Below are 23,297 nucleotides of genomic sequence, written 5' to 3'. Positions count from 1 at the left end.
CACAACTGCCAAAGATGCGAGGGCAAGCATGTTAAGTCGGACTGCAGACCATTTTTTCTGGATGGCACGTTACGCGGAACGTGCCGAGAACACCGCCCGAATGCTGGAAGTAAGCTATCAAACAGCGCTGTTGAGCACGACTGATCAGTATGCAGAGGGTAATTGGCGCGGTGTGCTGGAAATTTCCGAGTTGTCCGACCAGTATTTCGCGACATTTTCTCGCGCCTCGGCAACTGATGTCATCGATTTCATGGTGCAAGATCCCGATAACCCGTCCTCAATGTTGAGTTGCGTTCGTGCTGCACGAGAGAATGCCCGCGCGGTTCGTGGTGTTTTGCCTACGGAGGTTTGGGAAACGCTTAATGGAACTTGGCTTGAAATGAACAAAATGCTTAAAGGTCGAGTTTTGCAAAAAGATCCGGTACGTTTGTTTGACTGGATTAAATTGCGTTCCCATTTATTGCGCGGTGTTCAGGTTGGAACTATGTTGCGCGATGAGGCTTATCACTTTACACGCCTGGGGACGTTTCTCGAGCGAGCAGACAATACTGCCCGAATTCTTGACGTTAAATTTCAGCGGGGGACTCCGCACGATTCGGCGGGTAGTCAAGTTGATGTGTCGGCCGAGTTTTATTACTGGGCATCATTGTTGCGTTCGCTTTCCGGCTTTGAAATCTACCGCCGTCTTTATCGTGATGCCATTAGTTCGCGAGCAGTGGTTGAGTTACTGATACTTCGTGAAGACATGCCACGCTCTTTGGCCGCGTGCACGGGAAACATGGCCAAAATGGTGGCGTCTTTGCACGATTCAGCTTCTCACACAACGGTCAAGATGGCGGGTCGGCTGTATGCCGACTTGAAATACGGATCGGTCAGCGAAATCTTTGCGACCGGTTTGCATGAATACCTTGAAACTTATCTTTCGCGTGTAAACGAGTTGGGCGAACGAATTAGCCGAGATTTTCTGGTTCCGTTCAAATGAGACAAGACGCATTGCTTAATCAGTATTTGAATCACGCCGGTCATTACAATGAACTGCTGGATCAACATGGTGCTGTAAGACCTCATTGGGTACCGCTTGTGCGCCAGTTGGAAGGCTTTGCCGAAAATTCTTTTCAGGAGCCTATCGACCTTGTGGCTGAACGGCTGCGCAGTTTTGGGCTCAGTTATAACGCTTATTCCGAGGTTGAAGGGTTGTATCAGCCCTGGCGTTTAAGTTTGGTGCCGGTAGCGATTGAGCAGGACGAGTGGGCCACGATTGCCGGCGCGATCGCGCAACGAGCAAAGCTGTTGGATTACGTCTTGTCGGATATTTATGGCGAGCAACAGCTTTTGTCGAATAGCGATATTCCGGCCGCTTTAGTGCTTGGTCAAAAAGGCTATTTGTGGCCCTGTCAGTACTTGCTTCCCAGCCACGCCCCGAAATTGCATCTTTATGCGGCCGATATTGCACGTTGCGCCGACGGGCGCTGGAAGTTAATAGCCGACTATACACAAGATTGCCGGGGGGCTGGGTTCGCTCTGCAGAACCGTCAAATCGTGGCGCCCATTCTTGCCGAAGCATTTTCCGCCTCACATGTTCGCCACCAAACAGCCTTTTATGAAACATTGCAGCAGACGTTGAAGCACTACGCAGCGAATCGTGCTGATAACCCAATCGTCGTTCTGTTGTCGCCGGGTCCCGAACACGATCTTTATTTTGAGCATGCCTATTTGTCGAGTCAGTTGGGCTTCCCGTTGGTCGAAAGCGCCGATCTGACAGTGCGAGACGACTTTTTATATATGAAAACACTACGGGGCTTGAGAAAAGTCCATGTCGTTTTACGTTGCATGAATGATCGGGAGTGTGACCCGATGGAACTGGATGCCGGGTCAATGTTGGGTGTGCCCGGGCTGGTGCATGTGATTCGGCAAGGCAATCTGATTATGGCAAATGCGCTGGGTAGTGGCGTGCTTGAATCGCCCGGCTTGCAAGCGTATTTGCCGGGTTTGTGCAGCAAGTTGCTGGGTGAGCCGTTGAAAATGTCGTCTGTGCAAACATGGTGGTGCGGAGACGCCGGTTCGCTGGACTACGTGTTGGCTCATTTAAATGATCTGGTTATTAAGCCTGCTTTTACGGGGATGACGCAGGATACGGTTTTGGTAAGAGCGTTGAGCCAAAAAGAGCAGCAGTCACTTCGACAAAGTATTGAGGCGCAACCCCAGGCGTATGTCGCGCATGAGGCATTGGATCTGGCGCTGACCCCGGATATTGCCGAAGCCGGGTCAGTCTCTCTGGATGCTTACCCCTATCTGGTGCGTGTTTTTGCCGTGGCCAGGCCGGATGGGTCTTATGCCGTCATGCCCGGCGGCATAGCGCATGTGGGTTATGACCGCAGCCAAACTTTGCTTTCGCGTCGTAATCAGGGGGCGAGCAAGGATGTCTGGGTAACCCAGGTATCCTTGTCCGCCAAAAAAGGGCTCTCCAATGGCGAGGGTCCTGATCCCGCTGACGCCCAGATAGCTTCGGACCTAAGTCTGGAGGATTTGCTGGCTTCGCATGTTGATGTTTCAGCGCGTGTCGGTGATAACCTTTTCTGGATGGGGCGCTATGGTGCACGTTGTGAGCATGTCGTGCGTTGTCTGCAATTACTCGCGGGTTTGGTGGGCAATGATACGCAGATCGATCAACAGAAAGTGGCATTGGTGCACAAGTTGTGCGAGCAAATGTTCATTATGCAGGCCGGGCCGACTGCCCACCACCCAATGCACGGAGCGCTCGAGTTGCTTCGAGCTGCGATCTCCCAGTCTGATGCCGTTGAGTCTTTGGTAAACAATGTTTATCGGCTTTATTTTTGCGGGTGGAATGTTAAAGAGCGGCTCTCGCAAGACAATTGGCTGGTGATCAGCAAAATGCGAAATTCGGTGGCTGTGATGCCGCGTTCTTTACCTGCGGTGCAGTCACATCTCGATAACTTGGCGTTAATGTGTGCCTCGCTGGGCGGATTTGTGCATGAGCAGATGACGCGCGATGACGGCTGGTCGTTCCTTGAGCTGGGAAGGGTGGTTGAGCGGCTTCGCCATGCCGGACAGGTGATGGCGTATTTTTTGCAGCTCCCTTCTGCCGAACAAAAGATTTTCGAAGGCAGTGCCCTGAGGCTTTTGAATAGTGTGGTGACCTATCGCGCCCGTTATCGGCGGGAACCGGAGTTGCTGTCGGTTATTTACATCACTTTGTTTGACCCGACTAACCCGCATTCCCTGAAATATCAGTGTGAAAAAATTCGTTCCCGCTTGAATGATTTTGAATTAAGCGGTGGGCAATCCGTTGTGCTGTCGGACACCTTGGGTGAGCAGTTGCAATCGTTTGATCTGGGCCAGTTTGTTGCGCCCCAAGTAAATCATCGTCTGGTTTGCGAACGTTTGGTTGGGTTATGTGAACTGGCGCAAAAGCTGGTGGACACGCTAACGCGCGACATCAGTCGGCAATACTTCTTACTCGCAGATCATTATCACGACAATGATGTGGTTGATGTGCCGGGCGAGGAGGCGTCATGAGCGTCAGTATGGTCTATCAGGTAATGCATGACACCTTGTACCGCTATCAATTGCCGGTCAGTTTGTCGCGTCAGATCCTGCGTCTGACGCCGCGGCAATTGCCTTGGCAGGATGTGTATTCGTGTCACGTTGATATTCAGCCACTACCGTCGCATATCCATACCACGCGCGACGCATTCGGGAATGAGGTTTTATTGTTTTGTCTGGAACAAGAGCATACTGAACTTGAGTTCCGGTCACGCTCCCGGGTTGAGGTCAAACCACGCTACTTGCCTGCTGCATCGGTTGATTTGCCGTTGGAGGAGGTGGTTGATTTTTATCGATTTGCGCCGGGTAAACGTTACTCAGCTTCGGATTTTGAGGCGATGAAGTTTTTGTACGAGTCGTCGCATGTTCGCGTTAAACGGGTGTTTGCTGATTGGACTCGGGAAATGATGTTTCCCGGTCAATCTTTGTGTGGGCTTATTCGAGCGCTGCAGAACAGAATTTATTCGGAGTTTACTTTTGATCCGACGGCAACAACTGTGTCCACACCGGTCACCGACGTGTTTGATCATCGTAAAGGGGTGTGTCAGGACTTCGCTCATTTAATGTTGTCGTGTTTGCGTTCGGTTGGTTTGGCTGCGCGTTATGTCAGTGGCTATATTCTTACGCACCCGCCGGAAGGCCAGGCCCGTTTGGTTGGGGCGGATGCGTCGCATGCCTGGGTGTCTGTTTATATGCCGGGTTTTGGGTGGATTGATAGCGACCCCACCAACAATATTTTTGTGAATACCGAGCACATCACTTTAAGCTGGGGTCGTGATTATGCGGATATTTCCCCGGTGCGCGGCATGATGATCGGCAGTGGCGCACATACATTGGATATTGCTGTGACGGTCTGCCCTGAAAATGAATCAAAAATGGGGTTTGACACGCCACTGAGTCATTTTGAACGCTGAAAGGTGTCGATAAACAACATTATTGCCCCTGCGGTTTGCAATTCATAATATAAATTGAAATAATTGATAATAGTTTTCAATATCAATACCAATATCAACATTACCATTATTATGAATCGTACCGTACCATTTATAGGATTTTCTCTCGTGCTAATGGGGTCATGGGGGGCTGCAAGTGCACAGGAGTCATCAGTACAAACGCTACAGCCCATTGTCGTGGAGGCCAGTGCAGACGCTTCTTCAGAAGGTTTGTCGCCCGTATTTGCGGGAGGGCAGGTGGCCACGGGCAGTAGGCTGGGCATATTGGGAACGGTCGATGTAATGGATATGCCGTTCAACAGTGTGGAATATACAAATCAGTTTATCCGCGATCAGCAGGCTCGCAGTGTGGCCGATATTCTGCAAAGCGATCCCACGGTGCGAATTGCACGGGGGTTTGGCAATTATCAGCAGCTTTACATGATCCGCGGGTTTCCGCTTTACTCCGACGACGTCACATACAACGGGTTGTATGGGCTGCTGCCCCGGCAGTATCTGGCTGCTGAGTTTATCGAACGTCTTGATGTTTTCAGAGGGGCCAACGCTTTTCTCAACGGGGCAGCCCCAGGTAACAGCGGTTTGGGTGGTTCAATCAATGTGGTGCCCAAGCGGGCGCCTAATGAGCCGCTTATGCGTGGATCTGCCGGTTGGGAAAGTGGGAATCAGGGCTATGTGGCTGTAGATATGGCGCGGCGCTTTGGTCCGGAGAATCGCACGGGGATACGGCTAAATGCGGTCACGCGCTCGGGCGGTAGTGCAGTTGACGACGAGCACCGGCGATTAGGCGCTGTCGGTTTGGGTATCGACTGGAAAGGTGACCGCACCCGTCTGTCTGCCGACATTGGTTGGCAAGATCATCGCCTTAAAAGAAGTCAGCCAAGCATCACGTTTGCCTCGGGGCTCGAAATTCCATCGGCCATTGATGCAGAACGTAATGTGGCGCAAGACTATACGTTTTCCAACGCCCGCGATGTTTTTGGCACCTTACGTGGCGAGTTCGATGTGACCGACCGCATTGTTGCCTGGGCGGCATTGGGCATGAGAGAAAGTGAAGAGTCTTCTTTGCTTGCTAATCCGACGGTTACTAATGCAATGGGTGATATGACTCAGAACGCTTTTCGTGGGGAACGCAAAGACAGTGTGTTAACCGGTGAGGTTGGGGCGCGGGCGGAATTTGAAACCGGTTCGGTCGGGCACAAAGTGAATGTTGCGCTTAATTTCTATAATTTTGAAAGCAAGAACGCCTACGAGTACTATCCGACCACCAATTCGAATTTGTACAACCCGGTAACGCAACCTTTGCCGGCGGCACCCTCGTTCACGGGAGGGTCGTTGGATGATCCCAAGCGCACACTGCAAACACGTAATCACAGTATTGCGGTTTCCGATACGCTGGCATTCGCACAAGAGCGCGTTTTACTAACGGTTGGGGCGCGTTACCAGGTAATAGAAAATCAATCATACGACTACAACACAGGCCAGGCCAACCAGCCGTCGAATCGTTCCACGGCCATTTCGCCAGTAGTGGGTTTGGTGGTTAAGCCTACCGATACTATTTCGCTGTACGCCAATTATATTGAAGGGCTCACACAAGTTGGCCCGGCTTCCGGTTTTAATCCAGTGCCGGTAAATTTGGGCGCCACTTTTGATGCGGTTAAAACCAAGCAGAAAGAGGTGGGTATCAAATTCGATAACGGGGATCTCGGCTTGGGTGCGTCTCTGTTTACGCTGGATCAACCAACCGCCTATGTTGATCCGACTACGCGTGTCTATGGTGTTTACGGAAAACAGCGTAATCGTGGCGCGGAATTAACTTTTTATGGCGAGCCGATGCGTGGTTTGCGTGTGTTGGGAGGCATGACCTTCCTGGATGCAAAACAACAGCAAACGGCGGGCGGCGCGAATGACGGTAATCGCGCTATTGGGGCACCCCAATTTATTGCTAATGCCGGGCTTGAGTGGGACGTGCCCGGTTCCAGTGGTCTGACTTTAAGTGGCCGTGTGGTGCACACTTCGTCGCAATATGTTGACGCTGCCAATACACAGCAAATTCCAGCCTGGACTCGAGTTGATTTGGGCGCGCGCTATCTTACCGAGGTGCAAGGCCACTTGCTCACATTGCGTGCCGATGTTTTAAACGTGGCAAACAAGAACTACTGGGCGTCGGCAGGTGGCTACCCAGGCTCAAGTTACCTTACCGTTGGCGCACCGCGCACGTTCATGCTCTCGGCGTCTCTCGAATACTAATGGCGTATACGGCAGGTTATTGATTTTATGTTGCGTCGTGTCGCCACTTTATTGCACCGTTGGGTCGGGTTGTTTATTGCCCTTTTTCTGATCGTCGCCGGTCTAACCGGTGCGGTGATTTCCTGGGAACATCAAATTGATGAATGGTTGAATAAAGATCTTTATACGGTCAGTTCCGAAGGGGCTTTCTTACCGTTCGACGAGCTGGCGGGTCGGGTTGAAGCCGGCGATCCGCGCGCGCAGGTTGTGTATATGCCCTTGCAATATGAAGCAGGGCATTCTGTGTCATTCATGGTGCAGCCAAGGGTGGGGCCGGATGGGCAATTGTACGATTTGGGTTACGACCAGGTTTTCATGGATCCGGTAACCGGCGAGATAATCGGGCAGCGCGATACGTCGAATGTGTCGCTTTCAACGCGTACCCTGATGCCATTTTTACGTCAGTTGCACGAGAATTTGCATGTTCCGGCCTTTTGGGGTTCTGATCGCTGGGGATACCAGCTAATGGGGATTATTGCTTTAGTGTGGTTGCTGGATAGTTTTATTGGCTTCTATTTAACGCTGCCCAAACGAAATTCATCCGCGCGCTCAACATCCGCACGTTCAAGAACCAGTTGGTTTCAGCGCTGGAAACCTGCGTGGAAAATGCGCCTGAATGCTGGGGCGTACAAACTGAACTTCGACTACCATCGTGCTATTGGCCTGTGGGCGTGGGGTTTGATTTTTATTATTGCGTTTACGTCTTTTTCCCTGAATTTGTACAGGGAGGTGTTTTACCCAGCGATGTCCATGGTTTCCAAGGTGACGCCGGGGCCTTTTGAAACCCGGCCTTCGACTCCATTTAACCAGCCGATAGAGCCAGCGCTAACGTTCCAGGACATACGTGACATAGCGCAGGAAAGAGCGCAGCAGGAGCAGTGGGAGCGTCCGCCCGCCGGCATTTTTTACGCCAGAAACATGGGTTTTTACAGTGTGGCATTTTTTCATCCCGGAGCCGACCATTCCAGCGGGGGTATGGAAATAGCGAATATGTATTTTGATGCTCAAGACGGCCGATATCTTGGAGAATACGTGCCCTGGAAGGGAACCGCCGCCGATATTTTCGTGCAACTGCAGTTTCCGTTGCATTCGGGGCGTATTTTAGGTTTGTTCGGCCGTATTTTAATGTCGGTAATGGGTTTGCTTGTGGCGGCTTTGGCAATAACGGGTGTTGTGATTTGGGCCAGAAAACGACGTGCCCGACGTTTCAGCGCACTGGCAGAAAATTAAAAAACAGCAAACCTTGAACGTAGTTGATGCCGACGCGTCGCAGGTTTTCGTCCAGTAGGTTGGCAATCAGGTCTAGCCGCCCGATGATTTGGCCGAATTCCCTTTCGAAACTTAAGTTGGCCCCATCGGGGCCGATTTCATTAGCCAACAATAAAGGCTGGTTATGTTTGTCTTTGCGTGTAGCCAGTAGCCATGCCGCAATTTCCACGTTGCGTGCAGCATTGAATACATGTTGTGCGTCGATTGAGTCGGTTACGTAAAAACGGGTTTTACCGTTGTGCGCGCGGATAATGGTATCGGCCAAACCATACACAAACGCCGCAACCCGGTCGCCCGGGTAGGTGGGATCCAGCGAAACAGATAAAATTTGTATGTCGCTTAAACCCCGCAGCGCGCCAGGCGGCGTGCGCGAGTCTATCGCCGTGTTGCTGCGCTTAATGGCTTCTTCAATGTTTTCTGCGGTCGTCTTGCGCCATTGGTTCGGGTTACGACGATATAGCTTTTCAGCAAGAACTTTCAAGCTATCGAGGTTGTCTCGCATGGCAATCGTGACCGTGCGGTTGAAGTCGGTTTGTACCATTTGGTCAAACGTCATGTCTTCGTTGCTGGGGCCTGTGCCGTTGGGATTATTAATGGCCACGCACCCGCCAAGCATGAGGTTGATGACCAGAAGTAGGCCGAGTATGCGTCGTTGATTCATTCCAGGGGCGCTTCAGGCATTGCTGCCCTACTTAAACAGTGTATGGCTTCAAAGACATGTTTTGCACTTTAGCAGAAATGCCGGGCTCGAATAGATGCTCGTTTGGCGGTAATGTGATGAGAATTGCGCGTGGAACCGGACATTGCGCACCAAAGTGGTGCGGCATGCCTAAGAGTGGTAAGTGCCGATTGCACCATTTAGTAACTTTTTGCACGACCTAAGTGCAATCCCTAAGTGTCAAGTTGTAGCAAGTCGTGCACAATTCATTTCATGCAGGTGAGGAGACAAGCCCTGCATGGGCAAACCGATAATTCGGATATAAAACTATATCTGTCATTAAATGGCAGGAAGCGGTACCCATAATAATCAAGAAAAGCAAAGGCCGGTGAGTATTCACCGGCCTTTGTATTTTGCTTTGCGATTACTTGTTAATCAATCGACTGGGTTTTGGGAAGATCAAGCAGTACCTGCACCGCACCCGCTCCGCCATTCTGTTCGTTGCATTCGGCAAATGCAATGACGGCGTCGAATTGCGTTAACCATCTTCTAACCGAATCCTTCAGCACGGGCGTTCCTTCGCGCGAGCCATAGCCTTTGCCATGAACGATACGAATGCATTTCACCCGATGAGCAAGGCATGACTGCAAGAACTGCTCCATGCGCGTGCGAGCTTCGTCCAGTGTTGCACCATGAAGGTCCAGGCTGGCTGTAATGGGCCATTTCTGGCGTTTCAGGTTTTTCAGAACGTCGGGGCCATTGCCCAACCTAAGATAGCTTCCCGGTTCCCATTGAGGTTGAGACGGGTGGTAGTGGTCGGAAAAGCGTTGCGACAGGGGTTCCGGGTTACGACCTGTTGCCAATTGCCGTTTTTGCCTTAACACGTTGGGGTGTGCTTTAGGCGTAGGCGGCAAAATGACAATATTCGATGGCCGAAGTGGTTTAACTGTGCGTACCGCGCGTTTAAACAACGCGCGGTCTTCAGGCGTGAGTGTTTGGGCGGTGATGCCCGAATCAGAAGGTCGACCCTGCGGATTTTTTAAGGCATGGTTCGGCTTGCCTGCAGGTTCGACTGATTTTTCGAGCGGTTCCGCCAACGCTTGTCGGTGCAACTTTTTAAGGTCGGCCAACCCGTGTTTATTAACCTTCATTCTCCAACCAGCGCTGTGCGTCCAGTGCCGCCATACAACCCGTACCGGCACTGGTAATGGCTTGACGATAAACATGATCCTGGACGTCTCCGGCAGCAAAGACGCCGGGTACAGAAGACATTGTTGCCAAACCGTTCAAACCACTTTTAGTAATGATGTAGCCATTTTCCATATTCAGTTGGCCGCTGAAGATATCTGTATTGGGTTTGTGGCCGATGGCAATAAACACACCGGTAACATCGAGGTCTTCAGTTTCATTAGATTGGTTATTGCGGATACGTACACCCGTGACGCCGCTGTTGTCGCCCAAAACCTCTTGCAATTCATAGAAAAGTTTCAGGTGCATGTTGCCGTTGTTGACCTTTTCCATCATTTTGTCGACCATGATGGGCTCGGCGCGGAACTTGTCGCGGCGGTGAATCAACGTAACAGAGTTGCATATGTTTGAAAGATAGAGCGCTTCTTCAACGGCTGTATTGCCGCCGCCTACGACTACAACATCTTGTTTTTTATAGAAAAAGCCGTCGCACGTCGCGCACGCGGATACGCCGCGACCCATGAACGCCTCTTCAGACGGCAGTCCCAGGTATTGGGCCGAGGCGCCGGTGGCGATGATCAGGGCGTCACATGTGTAGACGTCGCCTGAGTCTCCATTAAGGGTGAAGGGTCGTTTTGATAAGTCGACGCCGGCGATATGGTCGAATACCATTTCGGTTTCGAAGCGTTCAGCATGTTCCTGGAAACGTTGCATGAGGTCGGGGCCTTGCACGCCGGCGGCATCTGCAGGCCAGTTGTCGACATCCGTTGTGGTCATGAGCTGGCCTCCCTGTTCAAGCCCGGTGATGAGAACGGGTTTCAGGTTGGCGCGGGCAGCATAGACGGCCGCGGTATAGCCGGCAGGGCCGGATCCAAGAATGATGACTTTGGCGTGTTTTGCAGTGGTCATGACAGAATATCCGAAATTAGTGTCAGCCAATTATAATGAGTCCATGTCTAGATTACCGGCAGCACCTACCCGTTCCTCGCGCAATGTGCGCAATGGCCCCTCACCCCTGCAAACCCGGGTATCCGGTTTGCTGCGCGAGGCGCGTTGGATTTTCTTCGCCGCACTGGCGTCTTGGCTGGCATTGGTGCTGGCGACCTGGTCGCCGTCTGACCCCGGCTGGTCGCACTCCGTGCACTCTAGCGTAACATTGAACCGTGGCGGCACGCTGGGCGCTTATATCGCCGATTTGCTTTTGTTCCTGTTCGGTTATTCGGCCTGGCTTTGGGTGATTCTGCTCGCGCAACGTGTTGCGGTCGGGTTTTATCGCCTCACCGGTCATTTGATGCCCGATTCGGCTCGGCCAGACCCTTTACCCCGCCTGCGTTGGGAAGTCGGGGTTGGTTTTTTTCTTCTGTTTATCGGCGTTATGGGCACAGAAGCGTTGCAGCGACCCACGATCGCGGCGGCCCTGCCGGCAGGGGCCGGCGGCGAACTGGGCAAGTTATTGGGCCAGGCGCTGGCGTATCTTTTGGGAATGACAGGCTCGTCGCTATTACTGCTGGTGTTTATTGCAGTGGGCGCCAGTCTGTTTTTCCGTTTTTCCTGGCTTAATGTGGTTGAGCGGGTCGGGGCTGCGGTTGAACGTTTACTGGTTCGTCTTTGGCAGTTCAAAGTCGCCCGTGAAGATCGCAAGGTAGGAGAAACCAAAAAGGCTGAACGCGAAGAGAAAGTGGTTGCCACTCAGGAAAAGCTGGTGCACGAGCAACCGGTTCGCATCGAGCCGGCCATTGTGGCGATTCCGCGGTCTGCACGTGCCGAAAAAGAAAAACAGAAAACCTTGTTTGCGCCACCCTCCGATGCCTCGGGGGATATTCCTGAAATAGGATTGCTGGATGCCGTAACAGATGCCCCGGAAACGGTTTCGCCGGAAACCATTGAGTTCACCTCGCGCCTCATCGAGAAGAAATTGTCTGATTTCGGGGTAGGGGTCACGGTTGTGGCCGCCCAGGCCGGCCCGGTTATTACGCGTTACGAAATTGAGCCCGACACCGGTGTGAAAGGCAGTCAAATTGTGAACCTGGCCAAAGACCTGGCACGTGCGCTCAGTTTGGTCAGCATCCGTGTGGTGGAAACCATTCCAGGCAAGAATCTAATGGGGCTTGAGCTTCCCAACCCGCGCCGGCAAATGGTGAAGCTATCCGAGATTATCGGTTCTCAAACTTATCACTTGGGCGCGTCGACGCTCACCATCGCTTTGGGTAAGGATATCGCCGGCAACCCGGTGGTGGCCGACTTGGCCAAAATGCCCCACCTTTTGGTGGCCGGCACAACCGGATCGGGCAAGTCGGTGGGGATCAACGCCATGATTCTGTCGCTTTTGTACAAGGCCGACGCGTCGCAAACACGGTTGATCCTGATTGATCCGAAAATGCTTGAAATGAGTATTTACGAAGGGATTCCGCATTTGCTTGCGCCGGTTGTAACCGATATGCGTCATGCTGCCAACGCCTTGAACTGGTGTGTGGGCGAAATGGAAAAGCGCTATCGGTTGATGAGCAAAATGGGTGTGCGTAATTTGGCGGGTTACAACAATAAAATTCGAGAAGCCACCAAACGCGGTGAAACTATTCCGAATCCTTTCTCTCTAACACCCGACGAGCCCGAACCGTTATCAACGTTGCCGACCATCGTGGTCGTTATCGATGAGCTGGCCGATTTGATGATGGTTGTGGGCAAGAAAATCGAGGAGTTGATTGCGCGTTTGGCGCAGAAAGCCCGCGCCGCGGGGATTCATCTTGTTTTGGCGACACAACGTCCCAGTGTCGACGTAATCACCGGTTTGATCAAGGCAAATATTCCGACACGTATTGCTTTTCAGGTCTCCTCCAAGGTTGATTCCCGCACTATTTTGGATCAAATGGGGGCGGAAACATTGTTGGGCCAGGGCGATATGCTCTATATGCCCCCCGGCACAGCGTTGCCGGTACGGGTGCATGGTGCGTTCGTTAGCGACGACGAAGTTCACCGTGTGGTGGAACGCTTGAAAGAGCAAGGTGAGCCAAATTACGTTGAGGGCTTGCTGGAAGGAGCGGTTGAGGGTGAAACAGGTGATGGCGTAAGCAGTGTTACCGGATTTGCCGACGCGGAAACCGATCCTTTGTACGATCAGGCGGTTGAGGTCATTCTTAAGAACAAACGGGCATCTATTTCCTCGGTTCAACGTCATTTGCGCATTGGTTATAACCGCGCGGCACGGTTGCTGGAACAAATGGAGCAAGCCGGGCTGGTGTCGGCCATGCAGGCAAATGGCAATCGTGAAATTCTGGTCCCTGGAGATTCCGCTAATGCAGATTAAATCTTTCTTGCTGGCTGTTGTTATTGGTATGTTGCCGATGTTGGGCCAGGCCCAAACCAGTGCGCGGGCACAATTAAGCCAGTTCAACGAGCAGGTTCAAGCCGCGTCCGGTAAGTTCTCGCAGCAAACTGAAACGCAAACGGGCGAAACAAAGGCCCCGCAAACCGGCGACTTTTCCTTTAAGCGGCCTGGTCGGTTTAAATGGGAAATTATTCAGCCTTATGAACAGTTAATTGTTTCCAATGGTCGGCAGGTCATGCAATACGATCCCGATCTGGCACAGGTAACCGAGCGGTCGGTGGACGAGTCTGTCGGGGCGTCGCCTGCAGCCATTCTGTTTGGTTCAGGCGAGCTGGAAGAGGCTTTTGAAATTCAAGAGTTGCCGGTCAAGAACGGTGTGGCCTGGTTAAGGGCGAAACCGAGAAGCGCGGATGCCGGATTTCAACACGTTGATCTGGGCTTTAAAGACGGCCTGCCCGTTGAACTTAAGTTGCTTGACGGCTTCGGGCAAACCACCGTGATTCGTTTTGAGTCGGTACAAACGAACCCGGAGCTTCCCGACGACGCTTTCCGGTTTGTCGTTCCCGATGGCGTCGATCATGTCGTTTTGCGACAGTAATGGACCTGTTTTCTCATTCCTCCCATAAATTGGCTTCCGGGGCGCCTTTGGCGGAGCGCTTGCGCCCTCGCACATTGGATCAGGTTGCCGGGCAAATACATTTGTTGGGTGAAGGCAAGCCGTTGCGTGTTGCCTTTGAGTCGGGGCGGCCGCATTCCATGATCTTCTGGGGGCCGCCGGGTGTGGGTAAAACCACGTTGGCCCGATTGATGGCCGCTGGATTCGATGCTCAGTTTCTGGCAATCTCCGCTGTATTGGGGGGGGTTAAAGATATACGGGACGCCGTTACTGCCGCGCAGGTGGCGCAGAGCCAGGGGCGCCGCACCATTTTGTTTGTCGATGAAGTGCATCGCTTCAATAAAGCGCAGCAAGACGCCTTCTTGCCGTATGTTGAAAGCGGCCTGTTCACTTTTATTGGTGCGACCACTGAAAATCCTTCATTCGAGGTGAACTCAGCGTTATTGTCTCGGGCCAGGGTATATGTTCTCGAGCCGCTTTCATCAGACGATTTAACGCGGTTGGCGGCGCAAGCGCTAACGGTGTTGAATGAAGATGAAACCCGCGAAGCGAATGCCGGCGTGCTGGCGCTCAGCGACGACGCATGCAAACAGTTGGCCGCCTGGGCTGACGGTGACGCCCGTCGTTTGATCAACGCGGTGGAAGTAGTGGCGGAAGCCGCCCGCGCGGCGGGTCGGTCGCTGATTGATCCCGAATGGCTGGAGGTTGCCTTATCGCAGAACTTGCGCCGGTTCGACAAAGGCGGCGACGCATTTTACGATCAAATCAGTGCTCTGCATAAGTCCGTTCGGGGCTCGAATCCAGACGCTTCCTTGTACTGGCTTTGCCGCATGTTGGACGGCGGGGCCGATCCCAAGTATCTTGCGCGCAGAATTATCCGCATGGCATGGGAAGATATTGGTTTGGCAGACCCCCGGGCCATGCAGATCGCCAACGAGGCGGCAGTTACATACGATCGTCTGGGTTCTCCCGAGGGTGAGTTGGCGCTTGCCCAAGCCGTTATGTATCTGGCCATTGCCGCCAAAAGTAATGCCGGTTATGTTGCGTACAATCAAGCCAAGGCATTTGTAAAACAAGATAAAAGTCGTGAGGTGCCTGTGCATTTACGTAATGCACCTACGCGGCTAATGAAAGAGTTAGGGTATGGGCACGCGTATCGTTATGCCCATGATGAGCCGCACGGCTATGCGGCCGGCGAAACCTATTTGCCGGAGGGCATGCCGGCGCAAAATTGGTATCAGCCGGTTGCGCGCGGCATGGAAATAAAAATTGCTGAAAAAATGGCGTTCTTGCGTAGCCTGGACGACGAGGTTAAATCATGACATACCAACATATTAAGGTGCCCGGTTCAGGGGAAAAAATTTGCGTTGATGCTGTTGGGGGGCTGCAGGTTCCCGACCAACCCGTAATTCCTTTTATCGAGGGCGACGGTACCGGAGCGGATATTATGCCGGTGATGCGCAGCGTGACTGATGCCGCGGTTGATAAGGCCTATACCGGGCGCCGTGCCATTCATTGGATGGAGGTGTACGCCGGAGCCAAGGCAGCGCAGATCTATGGCGAAGAAGGTTTGCCGAAAGAAACGGTGCAAGCAATCAAGGACTTCAGCGTCGCCATTAAAGGCCCGCTTACCACCCCGGTAAGCAGCGGGATTCGTTCGTTCAATGTGGCTTTACGCCAGCAGCTCGATTTATATGTCTCGTTGCGGCCGTTGCGCTACATCAAAGGCGTGCCTTCACCGGTGTGTCATCCGGAAAGAACCAATATGGTGCTTTTCAGGGAGAACGCCGAAGACGTGTATGCGGGAATTGAATACCCGGCCGAGTCGAAACAAGCACACGCACTCATTCAGTTTCTTCAGGATGAATTGCAAAGCAGCCAGATCCGATTCCCCGACACAACCGCTATCGGCATTAAGCCCATCTCTCGCGAAGGGACCCAACGACTCGTGCGAAAAGCGATTCAATACGCCATTGATCACGATCGTCATTCGGTCACGCTGGTACATAAGGGCAATATTATGAAATTTACCGAAGGGGCATTTCGTGATTGGGGATACGAGTTGGCGCGCACGGAATTTGATGCACAACTGGTCGACGGCGGCCCTCGGTGCCGCATTCGTAATCCCCGCACCGACCGGGACATCGTTGTGAAAGATACGTTGGCTGATGCTTTCTTGGCTCAATCGCTGTTGCGACCGATGGAGTTCGATGTCATTGCGACGTCGAATCTGAATGGCGACTATTTTTCTTCAGCACTGGCGGCGCAAATTGGGGGCACCGGGATTGCGCCAGGCGCGAACCTTTCGGATACCGTTGCGTTATTCGAGGTAACCCATGGTTCTTCCCCCCAATATGCAGGAAAAGACTATGTCAACCCAAGCTCAGCTATTCTTTCAGCCGAGATGATGTTGCGTCATATGGGCTGGTTTGAAGCAGCCGATCTTATTCTGAAGGGGCTTGAGGCCGCGATTGAGCGGAAGGTGGTTACCTATGATTTTGCCCGTCTGATGCCGGGTGCCAGTCAAGTATCGTGCTCGGGCTTTGGCCGTGAAATTGTTGAAGGAATGTCGTTGCAGTGATGTGGTCGTTATAATACGATCATTGTCTTGTATCTTATATAAGATTTAAAAGCCCAACCCAGGTTTACGAGGAAACTATGACTTCTAAGATTATCTATACCCTGACCGACGAGGCACCTGCTCTGGCAACCCATTCCCTGCTTCCCATGGTAGAGGCTTTTGCGCGCACCGCCGGGATCGCCATGGAAACGCGTGACATCTCGCTGGGGGGGCGAATTTTGGCGGTGTTTCCCGATAAGCTGACTGCCGAGCAGAAAACCCCCGATGCGTTGGCCGAGTTAGGTGAGCTGGCGAAAAAGCCGGAAGCCAACATTATTAAATTACCGAATATCAGTGCCTCTATTCCCCAATTGAAAGCGGCAATTAAAGAGTTGCAGGCTCAGGGCTACGCTTTGCCTGATTATCCCGACGAGCCCAAGAATGATGAAGAAAAAGACATTAAGGCACGTTACGACAAAGTCAAAGGCAGTGCGGTCAATCCGGTTTTGCGTGAAGGTAACTCCGATCGCCGGGCGCCTTTGTCGGTAAAGAATTATGCGCGCAAGCATCCGCATCGCATGGGCGCCTGGAAGTCCGACTCCAAAGCGCATGTCGCCAGCATGGAAGAGGGCGACTTTTATGGTAGCGAAAAGTCGGTTACGGTCGACCAGGCGGGCGATGTCAAAATCGAATTGACCGCAAAAGACGGCGGTAAAACGGTTTTGAAAGAAAAAACCGCGTTGAAAGCCGGTGAAGTCATTGATGCAGCTGTGCTGTCGGTGGGCAAATTACGCAGCTTTTTGGAAGCGCAAATTGAAGACGCCAAAAAACAGGGTGTGCTGTTTTCCGTGCATCTGAAAGCGACCATGATGAAGGTGTCCGACCCGGTAATTTTTGGTCACGTGGTGTCGGTCTTCTATAAAGAAGTATTGGCCAAACACGCTGATACGCTTGAAAAGATTGGTTTTGATCCCAACAACGGCATCGGCGATTTATACGCAAAAATTGCGGCGTTGCCTGAAGATCAGCAAAACACGATCAAGGCTGATATCGACGCTTTGTATAACGAGCGCCCTTCGTTGGCTATGGTGAATTCCGATAAAGGTATCACCAACCTGCACGTGCCCAGCGACGTTATTATCGATGCTTCTATGCCCGTTGTCGTGCGTGATTCCGGCACCATGTGGAATTCAAAAGGTGAGCAGCAGGAAGCGAAGGCTGTGATTCCAGATCGCTGCTATTCCGGCGTGTATCAGGCGGTTATTGAAGACTGCAAGAAAAATGGTGCCCTTGACCCGGCAACGATGGGCAGTGTGCCTAACGTCGGCCTGATGGCGCAGGCGGCTGAAGAATACGGTTCTCACGATAAAACCTTTGTGATTCCTGCCGACGGCGTGGTGCGCGTCACCGATGCCGCGGGCAACGTGTTGCTTGAGCACGAGGTGGAAAAAGGGGATTTGTGGCGCATGTGTCAAACCAAAGACGCCGCCATTCAAGACTGGGTCAAGCTGGCGGTTACACGCGCACGCCTGAGCAACACGCCGGCAGTTTTCTGGCTTGATGCACAACGCGGCCATGATGCCCAACTGATTCAGAAGGTGGAGCGCTACCTGAAAGACCACGATACAAACGGTCTGGATATCCGCATTATGAAGCCGGTCGATGCAACGCTTTTCTCTCTCGAGCGTATTCGTCAGGGTAAAGACACCATTTCCGTTACCGGCAACGTGTTGCGCGACTACCTTACCGACCTGTTCCCTATTCTGGAAGTGGGTACCAGTGCGAAAATGCTGTCCATCGTACCGCTGATGGCCGGTGGTGGTTTGTTTGAAACCGGTGCGGGTGGTTCAGCGCCCAAACACGTTCAGCAGTTTGTGGAAGAGGGCTTCCTGCGTTGGGATTCGTTGGGCGAGTTCCTGGCTTTGGCGGCATCGCTGGAGCATCTGGGTAATGCTTACAACAACCCACGCGCTAAACTGCTCGCTGAAACGCTTGATCAGGCTACGGGTAAGTTGCTCGATGAAAACAAGTCGCCCGAACGCAAAGTGGGGGGGCTTGATAACCGTGGTAGCCACTTCTATTTAATTATGTTCTGGGCGCAAGCGCTGGCTTCACAAACCACCGATACAGAATTGCAGGGCAAGTTTACGCAATTGGCGAAAACGCTCACAGAAAATGAAGCGAAGATTCTGGAAGAGCTGAAGGCAACCCAAGGCAAGCCGGTTGATATCGGTGGTTATTATCGTCCCGACAGCGCCAAGATCGACGCCGCAATGCAGCCCAGCACGACGTTGAACGCGGCAATTGCTGCGTTAGCGTAAAGGTATTGGACGTTGTCTCGCTAAGTTTATAGTTTCAGGCCAATTATGTTAGACCCTCAGTTGTTGCGTAAAGATTTATCCAGCGTGGTCAGTGCGCTGGCCCGCCGCGGTGTTACCTTCGATACCGCGCGTTTTGAGGCGCTGGAAGCGCGCCGCAAAGCGGTGCAAGTGGAAACCGAAAATCTACAGGCGCGACGTAACGCCGTGTCGAAACTGATTGGCCAATTGAAATCACGTGGCGAGGATGCGTCCAAAGAAATGGCGGAGTCTCAAGCCATTCCCGACAAACTCAAAGAGCTGGAACACGCGTTGTCGGGCATTCAGGCGGAATTGAATGGTTGGCTCATGACAATTCCCAACTTACCGCATCCGTCGGTGCCGGAAGGTGCTTCTTCCGACGACAACGTTGAAGTGCGTCGTTGGATTCCCGGTGAGTCCGACGCCAATGGCAACCCCGCCCCTTTGGCATTCGAACCGCTTGATCACGTCACGCTGGCAGAACGTTTCGGGCTGGATTTTGAATCGGCGCGCAAATTGGCGGGGTCGCGTTTCATGATGTTGCGTGGCCACGCTGCTCGTTTGCATCGCGCCATGGCGCAATTCATGCTCGATTTGCAAACAGAAACTCATGGCTATACCGAGTGCTACACGCCTTATATTGTGAACAGCTCAACCTTGTATGGAACGGGCCAGTTGCCCAAGTTCAAGGAGGATATGTTCTGGGTGACGAAAGGCGGGCATGATCATTCAGTGGATGAGCATGGGAATCCCATTGAGCATGAAGACCTTTATTTGATTTCCACTTCGGAAATTACGTTGGCGGGGTCGATGCGCGACACGATCACGCCTGTTGCCGATCTTCCTATCAAGCTTACCGCTCACACACCCTGCTTTCGTTCCGAGGCAGGTAGCGGCGGGCGCGACGTTCGTGGCGTGATCCGCCAGCATCAGTTCGACAAGGTCGAGCTGGTCCAAATTACGCACCCCGACGAGTCATACGCCGCCCTGGATGACATGGTGCAACATGCCGAGTCGGTTTTGCAGAAGCTGAAAGTGCCGTATCGCGTCATGCTGTTATGTGATGGTGATATGGGTTTTGGGGCGGCCAAAACTTACGACATTGAAGTGTGGTTGCCGGCGCAAAATACCTGGCGGGAAATTTCTTCGGTATCGAACTGTGAAGCCTTCCAGGCGCGCCGTTTGCAGGCGCGTTACCGCCCTGAAAAAGGTAAACCTGAATATCTGCACACGTTGAATGGCTCAGGTTTGGCTGTAGGGCGGGCACTGGTTGCAGTGGTGGAAAACTACCAGCAGGAAGACGGTTCCGTTATTGTGCCGGACGTGTTGCGGCCTTATATGGGCGGCTTGGAACGTTTGTAGAAAAACAGGTTGTGGTTCGGGCGACGCAGACGCGAGTGAGCGAACCTGCGTGGCTTGTTAACCAAATGCCCGGTTAGCGAGGCCGGCCTGACTTTGCCGGGTATGGGCGACGTTGAAGCGGGGTGGTGATGCTTGTGATGTCGGGTGGCGCCTACTGGCTCTCGTACGGACTGATGTGAATTAGCTTCGTTGTTTTTTTGTTCGGGATCGGTCTCGGAGGTGGCGTCGGGCGATAAGTACGATAGCGCCGTAAAAAGCAGTGCCGTCCAAAATAACAACGATATTAAAACGGCCAGCGTACCGTTCAAACTGGTGTAACCGGCTGATTCAGAGGCCCGGATATTAAGTGCGTCGGCGACGAACGGAATGTTGCCCAGCCCTTCGACCACAAGGTTTCCCGGGACACGATAGAGTTCTTTGGCAACCAGCCATAACTCCCATAGGCTGTATGCACCGTCGTTATTCAGATCGACATTGAAATTCAGTGTTTGTAAGGCCATGGCAACCTCCTGTAGGACAAGCCTCTGTGGCACTGTGACCAAAACCGAATCAGATGCAGCGCCGCAGCACTTTTCATCGTAATTTCATATTATCGCTGTCAAGTATTCGGCGCAAGCATGTTTCATGTCGGTTTGCATGGGCTTATGGGCAGGAAATAATGGCTGAGAGATGGTGAGATATTGCTGTGTATAGTTCAACGATACAATGATGCATGATCAAATCTTTTCGGCATCGCGGCTTGCAATGTTTCTTCGAAACAGGATCAAAGGCAGGTATTCAACCTGCCCACGCGCCGAAACTCGCACGTCAGCTGCGACAGTTGAATGATGCGTTGAGTCCCGATGATATGGATTTCCGGGGTGGAGTTTGCATGCCCTGGCAGGGAACAAGCTGAAAGGACATTGGTCGGTGTGGGTTAACGGGAATTGGCGTTTAACATTTATGTTTGAAGACCAAGACGTCATTTTGGTTGATTATCAAGATTATCACTAGGAGAACGAAATGCGTATGCATAACCCTCCTCATCCAGGAGAGACGTTACGAGAAGACGTTCTTCCAGCGTTAGGGATTTCAGTTGCCGAGGCAGCGCGACAGTTGGGTGTTAGCCGGGTGGCGTTGTCGCGGGTTTTGCATGGTCACGCTGTCAAGTGGCTTATGATTTATGGCAGGCTGAGCATTCGGGGGGGAAATTGAATGTTGAGCCGGCTCATGCTGTAACAGCGTAATTATCTGTATTTAATGTATGCCCCTGTTTTAGGGTAACGCCATATAGCCCCAAAACAAAAAAGCCGCCAAAATTGAGTTTCGGCGGCTTTAATAATGACCATCATTGGCGGACAGGGTGAGATTCGAACTCACGATACGCCTAAACGTATACCGGATTTCGAGTCCGGCGCATTCGACCACTCTGCCACCTGTCCGTGTTGCGGTCACTTCTCAGCAAGACTGCTATTCTATCAATAATTCAAACACCTTGCACAAACCGTTAGCTGTTTCAGTTAGGGCTTTTATATAGAATAAAACCCGTCTGGGCCGCTCAGGTATGCGAACGAACAGAAAGGGGAATTGATGCTGGTAGGAAAGAAAGCAGTGGTAACGGGGTCAACCAGTGGCATTGGGTTGGCAATTGCGCGTGAGCTGGCTGCGAACGGCGCAGATATCGTGCTGAATGGATTTGGAAACGCCAATGAAATTGAACAATTGCAAGTCAATTTGCGTTTGGAGTACCCGGTTAAGGTGGAGTACATCCATGCTGACTTGAGCCAGGCCGAATCAGTGCGCCAGTTTGTAGAACAATCTGTTCAGGCGCTGGGCAATATTGATATTTTAGTGAATAATGCAGGTATTCAGCATACTGACTTCATCGAGGATTTTCCGGTGGATCGCTGGGATGCTGTTATTGCGTTGAATTTGTCGGCAGTGTTTCATGCAACCGCGGCTGCTCTGCCACATATGAAGAAGCAGGGTTGGGGGCGCATTATTAATATCGCCTCTGCCCATGGTTTGGTTGCGTCCGCTCAAAAGGCGGCTTATGTCGCCGCCAAACATGGGGTGGTCGGGTTAACCAAAGTGACGGCTCTGGAAACGGCGGGAACGGGCATTACTGCGAACGCCATTTGTCCGGGATGGGTGCGTACGCCATTGGTTGAGCGTCAAATTGAAGCGCTGGCTGAAAAGCATGGGGTGGATATTGAAGCGGCTGCAAAGTTGCTGCTTGAGGAAAAGCAGCCTTCATTGCAGTTTGTGATGCCAGACCAAATTGGCGGGGCCGCAGTATTTCTGGCTTCCGATGCCGCCCAGCAAATGACGGGTTCAACGTTGAGCCTGGATGGGGGCTGGACGGCGCGCTAGGTGTGCTTAAGGGGTTGGTTATCAAAGGTTTGATGTAAAGGAAAGGGAAATGTTGCTTTTATTGTCACCAGCGAAAAAGCTGGATTATGAATCGGCCGTTCGAACGTCGTTGCATACCCAGCCGCTTTTTGTTGAGCAGGCGAAGCCTCTGATTGATATTTTGCGCAAGAAGTCGGTTTCCGAGGTTGGCGAGCTGATGAGCCTGAGTGATTCGCTTGCAGAGCTGAACGTTGAGCGTTACAGCAATTGGACTCCTAAGTTCTCTTTGAAAAACGCCCGTCAGGCTGCGCTGGCTTTCAATGGGGATGTATACGAAGGCCTGGAGGCGCCCTCGCTATCGGATGCGCAACTGAAATGGGCACAAGACCACGTTGCGATTTTAAGTGGCCTGTATGGGGTGTTGCGCCCGCTTGATCTCATGCAACCTTATCGGCTTGAAATGGGTACCCGGCTTGAAAACCCAAATGGCAAAAACCTGTATGAGTATTGGGGTAGTTCAATTGCCGACTATTTAAATGAACAACTGAAAGATCATAAATCCAAAATTATTTTGAATTTGGCTTCGGAAGAATACTTCAAGGCTGTCGATAAAAAGACACTGTCGGCCAATGTCATTCAGTGCGTGTTTCAGGATTATAAAAACGGGGCCTGGAAAGTGATTAGCTTTCATGCCAAGCGTGCGCGCGGCTTAATGGCGCGTTTCGTCATTGAAAACAAAATAGATGACCCCAAGAAATTGACGCAATTTGCTTCTGAAGGATATGCCTACGATGCTTCGGCCTCGACGGATGCCAAACTGGTTTTCCGCCGTAAACAGGCTTAATG

The 23,297-nt window shown here is 52.2% G+C and carries 17 protein-coding genes, 1 tRNA gene and 2 pseudogenes; 15 read left to right on the top strand and 5 right to left on the bottom strand.

Going from position 1 to position 23,297, the window contains the following annotated elements:
• Positions 1-28 precede the first annotated feature (28 nt).
• The 5 genes from CJO09_RS03195 (at position 29) to CJO09_RS03175 (ending at position 8,033) form a co-directional block, all read left to right on the top strand.
• Positions 29-982: an alpha-E domain-containing protein gene (locus tag CJO09_RS03195; RefSeq protein ID WP_119441026.1), complete on the top strand. Its 954-nt coding sequence runs from the start codon at positions 29-31 to the stop codon at positions 980-982.
• Positions 979-3,537: a circularly permuted type 2 ATP-grasp protein gene (locus tag CJO09_RS03190; protein WP_119441025.1), complete on the top strand. Its 2,559-nt coding sequence runs from the start codon at positions 979-981 to the stop codon at positions 3,535-3,537. Before CJO09_RS03195 ends, CJO09_RS03190 begins: the two co-directional genes overlap by 4 nt.
• Positions 3,534-4,478, top strand: coding sequence for a transglutaminase family protein (locus tag CJO09_RS03185; RefSeq protein WP_119441024.1), 945 nt, complete (start codon positions 3,534-3,536; stop codon positions 4,476-4,478). Before CJO09_RS03190 ends, CJO09_RS03185 begins: the two co-directional genes overlap by 4 nt.
• Positions 4,479-4,631: 153 nt before the next feature.
• Positions 4,632-6,764, top strand: coding sequence for a TonB-dependent receptor (locus CJO09_RS03180; RefSeq protein ID WP_245961207.1), 2,133 nt, complete (start codon positions 4,632-4,634; stop codon positions 6,762-6,764).
• Positions 6,765-6,791: 27 nt separating this feature from the next.
• On the top strand, positions 6,792-8,033 hold the full coding sequence (locus tag CJO09_RS03175; RefSeq protein ID WP_245961206.1) for a PepSY-associated TM helix domain-containing protein: 1,242 nt from the start codon (positions 6,792-6,794) through the stop codon (positions 8,031-8,033).
• Here CJO09_RS03175 and CJO09_RS03170 read toward each other — a convergent pair.
• The 3 genes from CJO09_RS03170 to trxB form a co-directional block, all read right to left on the bottom strand.
• Positions 8,011-8,733 carry a hypothetical protein gene (locus CJO09_RS03170; protein ID WP_179950509.1) on the bottom strand — a complete coding sequence of 241 codons (723 nt, stop codon included), beginning with the start codon at positions 8,731-8,733 and terminating at the stop codon, positions 8,011-8,013. The two genes, CJO09_RS03175 and CJO09_RS03170, sit on opposite strands and share 23 nt — an antisense overlap.
• 428 nt (positions 8,734-9,161) lie before the next feature.
• Positions 9,162-9,881 carry a Smr/MutS family protein gene (locus CJO09_RS03165; protein WP_158582700.1) on the bottom strand — a complete coding sequence of 240 codons (720 nt, stop codon included), beginning with the start codon at positions 9,879-9,881 and terminating at the stop codon, positions 9,162-9,164.
• A complete protein-coding gene (gene trxB, locus CJO09_RS03160; RefSeq protein WP_119441022.1) occupies positions 9,871-10,827 on the bottom strand; it encodes a thioredoxin-disulfide reductase in 957 nt (318 codons plus the stop codon). The genes CJO09_RS03165 and trxB overlap by 11 nt, the downstream gene beginning before the upstream one ends.
• A 43-nt stretch (positions 10,828-10,870) precedes the next feature.
• Here trxB and CJO09_RS03155 point away from each other — a divergent pair, with 43 nt between their 5' ends.
• The 6 genes from CJO09_RS03155 to serS all read left to right on the top strand — a co-directional run bounded on the left by CJO09_RS03155 (position 10,871) and on the right by serS (position 20,120).
• The gene (locus tag CJO09_RS03155; RefSeq protein ID WP_119441364.1) at positions 10,871-13,222 is read left to right on the top strand and encodes a DNA translocase FtsK; all 2,352 of its coding nucleotides are present in this window, start codon (positions 10,871-10,873) and stop codon (positions 13,220-13,222) included.
• Positions 13,212-13,841 (top strand): outer membrane lipoprotein periplasmic chaperone LolA, encoded by a 630-nt coding sequence (lolA, locus tag CJO09_RS03150; RefSeq protein WP_119441021.1) that lies wholly within the window; start codon positions 13,212-13,214, stop codon positions 13,839-13,841. Before CJO09_RS03155 ends, lolA begins: the two co-directional genes overlap by 11 nt.
• Entirely contained in the window at positions 13,841-15,181 is a 1,341-nt protein-coding gene (locus CJO09_RS03145; protein ID WP_119441020.1) for a replication-associated recombination protein A, read from the top strand. The genes lolA and CJO09_RS03145 overlap by 1 nt, the downstream gene beginning before the upstream one ends.
• Positions 15,178-16,440, top strand: a complete 1,263-nt coding sequence (gene icd, locus CJO09_RS03140; protein ID WP_119441019.1) for an NADP-dependent isocitrate dehydrogenase — start codon at positions 15,178-15,180, stop codon at positions 16,438-16,440. The genes CJO09_RS03145 and icd overlap by 4 nt, the downstream gene beginning before the upstream one ends.
• Before the next feature lie 77 nt (positions 16,441-16,517).
• A complete protein-coding gene (locus CJO09_RS03135) occupies positions 16,518-18,740 on the top strand; it encodes an NADP-dependent isocitrate dehydrogenase (protein WP_119441018.1) in 2,223 nt (740 codons plus the stop codon).
• A 45-nt stretch (positions 18,741-18,785) separates the two neighbouring features.
• A complete protein-coding gene (serS, locus tag CJO09_RS03130; RefSeq protein WP_119441017.1) occupies positions 18,786-20,120 on the top strand; it encodes a serine--tRNA ligase in 1,335 nt (444 codons plus the stop codon).
• Here the strand turns inward: serS and CJO09_RS03125 are convergent.
• Positions 20,093-20,620, bottom strand: coding sequence for a hypothetical protein (locus CJO09_RS03125; RefSeq protein WP_119441016.1), 528 nt, complete (start codon positions 20,618-20,620; stop codon positions 20,093-20,095). The two genes, serS and CJO09_RS03125, sit on opposite strands and share 28 nt — an antisense overlap.
• Before the next feature lie 212 nt (positions 20,621-20,832).
• Between CJO09_RS03125 and CJO09_RS03120 the strand changes: the two are divergent.
• Positions 20,833-21,113 (top strand): annotated as a pseudogene (locus tag CJO09_RS03120) (type II toxin-antitoxin system RelE/ParE family toxin).
• Between the two features lie 9 nt (positions 21,114-21,122).
• Positions 21,123-21,263 (top strand): annotated as a pseudogene (locus CJO09_RS15895) (HigA family addiction module antitoxin); the annotation flags it as partial.
• Between the two features lie 188 nt (positions 21,264-21,451).
• Here the strand turns inward: CJO09_RS15895 and CJO09_RS03110 are convergent.
• Positions 21,452-21,541, bottom strand: a tRNA-Ser gene (locus CJO09_RS03110).
• A 148-nt stretch (positions 21,542-21,689) separates the two neighbouring features.
• On the opposite strand from CJO09_RS03110, the gene CJO09_RS03105 reads away from it, so the two are divergent.
• Positions 21,690-22,472 carry a 3-hydroxybutyrate dehydrogenase gene (locus tag CJO09_RS03105; RefSeq protein WP_119441014.1) on the top strand — a complete coding sequence of 261 codons (783 nt, stop codon included), beginning with the start codon at positions 21,690-21,692 and terminating at the stop codon, positions 22,470-22,472.
• A gap of 49 nt (positions 22,473-22,521) precedes the next feature.
• Entirely contained in the window at positions 22,522-23,295 is a 774-nt protein-coding gene (gene yaaA / locus CJO09_RS03100) for a peroxide stress protein YaaA (protein ID WP_119441013.1), read from the top strand.
• The last annotated feature ends 2 nt before the right edge of the window (positions 23,296-23,297 follow it).

This window comes from Neopusillimonas maritima, assembly GCF_003576595.1.
Classification (GTDB): Bacteria; Pseudomonadota; Gammaproteobacteria; order Burkholderiales; family Burkholderiaceae_B; genus Neopusillimonas; species Neopusillimonas maritima.
Note: the sequence above shows the minus strand (reverse complement) of the source record. Positions and strands in the feature narration are given on the sequence as shown.